A 2500-nucleotide genomic window follows, 5' to 3' on the forward strand; every position below is an offset into this window, starting at 1 on the left:
AAAAAATGTCCTGGCAGCTACCTACTTTCCCACGGATTAGGTTCCGCAGTATCATCGGCGGTAGAGGGCTTAACTTCCGAGTTCGGAATGGGATCGGGTGTTGCCCCTCCCCTATGGCCACCAGGACGAAATTTATATACAGGTGTGATGGGGAAGTTATTCATGCAAAGGGTTAAGACGCTCGGCCTATTAGTACCCGTTGGCTAAACACATCACTGTGCTTACACCTCGGGCCTATCTACCTGGTAGTCTCCCAGGGGCCTTTAGTCCTTACGGAGGGAGACCTTATCTTGGGGGGGGCTTCCCGCTTAGATGCCTTCAGCGGTTATCCCGGCCGATCATAGCTACCCTGCTGTGCAGCTGGCGCTACAACAGGTCCACCAGAGGATCGTCCACCCCGGTCCTCTCGTACTAGGGGCAGCTCCCCTCAAGTCTCCTACGCCCGCAGCAGATAGGGACCAAACTGTCTCACGACGTTTTAAACCCAGCTCGCGTACCACTTTAAACGGCGAACAGCCGTACCCTTGGGACCTGCTTCAGCCCCAGGATGTGATGAGCCGACATCGAGGTGCCAAACCGCGCCGTCGATGTGAACTCTTGGGCGCGATCAGCCTGTTATCCCCGGCGTACCTTTTGTCCGATGAGCGATGGCCCTCCCATGTGGAACCACCGGATCACTAAGGCCGACTTTCGTCCCTGCTCGAGGTGTCCCTCTCGCAGTCAAGCTCCCTTATGCCTTTGCACTCTAACGGCTGGTTTCCAATCAGCCTGAGGGAACCTTTGCACGCCTCCGTTACTCTTTAGGAGGCGACCGCCCCAGTCAAACTACCCACCTGACACTGTCTCCTGGAAGGTTCTACTCCTCAGGATTAGAACTATAGACTACCAAGGGTGGTATTCCAAGGACGGCTCCACCTAGGCTGGCGCCCAGGCTTCTCAGCCTCCCACCTATCCTATACATGATAGCCCACAGTTCAATGCCAGGCTGTAGTAAAGGTGCACAGGGTCTTTCCGTCTTGCTGCGGGTAACCGGTATCTTCACCGGTACTCCAATTTCACCGAGTCTCCAGCCGAGACAGTGCGGGGATCGTTACGCCATTCGTGCAGGTCGGAACTTACCCGACAAGGAATTTCGCTACCTTAGGACCGTTATAGTTACGGCCGCCGTTTACCGGGGCTTCGGTTCGGAGCTCTCACCCCTCCCCTTAACCTTCCGGCACCGGGCAGGCGTCAGTCCCTATACTTCGTCTTGCGACTTTGCAGAGACCTGTGTTTTTAGTAAACAGTCGCCCCCGCCGATTCTCTGCGGCTCCCAGGTGCTACAGTAGCTGGTACCTTCACACCCAGAAGCACCCCTTCTCCCGAAGTTACGGGGTCATTTTGCCGAGTTCCTTGGCTGGAGTTCTCTCGAGCGCCTTGGGTTGCTCACCCCGCCTACCTGTGTCGGTTTGCGGTACGGTCTCCTAATGAGTCTCGCTTAGAGGTTTTTCTCGGCAGCTTGGGCTCACCCACTTTCGCGTCTTATAGACTCGCCATCACCTCTCAGCGTTTACAGGGAGACGGATTTGCCTATCTCCCCCGCCTACAGGCTTGCACCGGGACTTCCAATCCCCGGCTGGGCTACCCTTCTGCGTCACCCCATCACTCAAACGACTCATCAGAAGGCGCAGGAATATTAACCTGCTTCCCATCGGCTACGCCTCTCGGCCTCGCCTTAGGGGCCGGCTAACCCAGGGCAGATTAACTTTACCCTGGAAACCTTGGGCTTACGGCGAGGAGGTTTCTCACCCCCTTTATCGTTACTCATGCCAGCATCTTCACTTCCCTGACGTCCACCACCCCTCACAGGTATGGCTTCTTCCATCAGAGAACGCTCCCCTACCGAGCTAGTCTAACTAGCTCCCGTGGCTTCGGTACCATGCTTCAGCCCCGTTACATTTTCGGCGCAGACCAGCTAGACCAGTGAGCTGTTACGCTTTCTTTAAAGGGTGGCTGCTTCTAAGCCAACCTCCTGGCTGTCTCAGCCAGTCCACTTCCTTTCCCACTCAGCATGGATTTGGGGACCTTAGCCGACGGTCTGGGCTGTTTCCCTCTCGACCACGGACCTTCTCACCCGTAGTCTGACTCCCAGGGTACATCTTACGGCATTCGGAGTTTGGTAGGGTTTGGTAACCTGGTGGGGCCCCTAGCCCTTCCAGTGCTCTACCTCCGCAAGACAATCCCTGAGGCTATACCTAAATATATTTCGGGGAGAACCAGCTATCCCCGGGTTTGATTGGCCTTTCACCCCTATCCACAGGTCATCCGAGCAGTTTTCATCCTACACCGGTTCGGGCCTCCACTGGGTTTTACCCCAGCTTCACCCTGCCCATGGATAGATCACCCGGCTTCGGGTCTACTCCGTGCGACTATACGCCCTCTTCAGACTCGGTTTCCCTACGGCTCCGCACCTTACAGTGCTTAACCTCGCCACACAGAGTAACTCGCTGGCTCATTATGC

General features: G+C 56.1%; 2 rRNA genes (1 of these 2 cut by a window edge). Both read right to left on the reverse strand.

The features are described from left to right. Window positions 1–8 precede the first annotated feature (8 nt). Window positions 9–125, reverse strand: a 5S ribosomal RNA gene (rrf, locus tag ACYQ0O_RS12815). 43 nt (window positions 126–168) lie between these two features. Further along, window positions 169–2500 (reverse strand): 23S ribosomal RNA (locus ACYQ0O_RS12820); it runs 765 nt beyond the window's last position.

Source organism: Desulfothermus okinawensis JCM 13304 (assembly GCF_054654515.1).